The sequence below is a fragment of the Thiocystis violacea genome (assembly GCF_016583565.1).
Taxonomy (GTDB): Bacteria; Pseudomonadota; Gammaproteobacteria; order Chromatiales; family Chromatiaceae; genus Thiorhodococcus; species Thiorhodococcus violaceus_A.
The window spans coordinates 1-956 of record NZ_NRRF01000222.1 but is presented as its reverse complement, the minus strand read 5'-3'; the positions used below and the strand labels follow the sequence as shown (position 1 = coordinate 956).

Sequence of the window (956 nt, the reverse complement as noted above, 5' to 3'; positions counted from 1 at the left end):
TGGAACTGGGACGAGGATCGCTGCACCATCCGCACCGGCCACGGACCCGAAAACATCACCCGCCTGCGCCGCTTCGCCATCGGGCTGATCAAGACGAAATCGAAGGATTCCGTGGCGGCAACCATCGGCAAGCTCGCTCGCAGGGTCCGCCGTGTCTTCGACTATCTGGGCATGACGGCAAACTCCGCACCCCGCGTCGCCCAATCAGCGCCCGCCGGTTACCGTGAAACAGCGCACTTGTTGTAGGAGGCTCAACAGGACGCAATATGTTGCCTCTCCTGGCGTCCGTGCAAGCTACCGCCCCGTTTCATGGTCCGGGGTGGCGCTCCGCCATGTGCGTTAGAACGGATTCGCCGTGCCGCCCGCATCGTTTGGCCTTGACAGCAGGGCGCGTCGGCGCGCTAAGAGCAGGCTCTCGACGTTCCCGCTCATCTGACGTGCTCGGTCGACATGATGCGCTTCGGGCGCTCATCAATCGTGTAACGGAATTTCTGAAGCATGCCTATCCGGTTAACTCAGGTCGACACAACCTGTAGGTCGTACCCTTGCCCAGCTTCCGTTCACGCCGCCGGCGCTGGGCACGACACCATGCTTGGCGGGGCGTCACTGAGAGGCAGCCGATCGCGTGCCACAGTGTGGGACGTCGGGCAACGACCAATAGCAGTTTCCCGAGCCAACCGGATCGGCATTTTCCGAAGATGTGTCTGTCGTCTCCACTCTTCCGGTCACGCGAACGTGCGATGGGAGGCCTGGCCCTAGGGTGTTCAATCTAGCCTTTTTCACGCACTTTTTGATCCCGCATTTCTGTGACGAAAAGCCCCTCGCCATGGGCTCTCCCGGATCTCCTGGGGTTGTGATATCTTATAAAACAGTGGCTTGAGAGCCAGTTCCCGTCAAAACCCAATTCGAACGCTGTTGATTATGATGCTTGACAAAGAGACCATCCGGGTGCTGTT

At 59.6% G+C, this 956-nt stretch carries 1 protein-coding gene; it reads left to right on the top strand.

The window, feature by feature from the left end; translation table 11 throughout:
- On the top strand, nt 1-246 hold a 246-nt coding region (locus CKO23_RS24890), incomplete at its 5' end, for a hypothetical protein (RefSeq protein ID WP_200335272.1).
- Nucleotides 247-956: the final 710 nt, after the last annotated feature.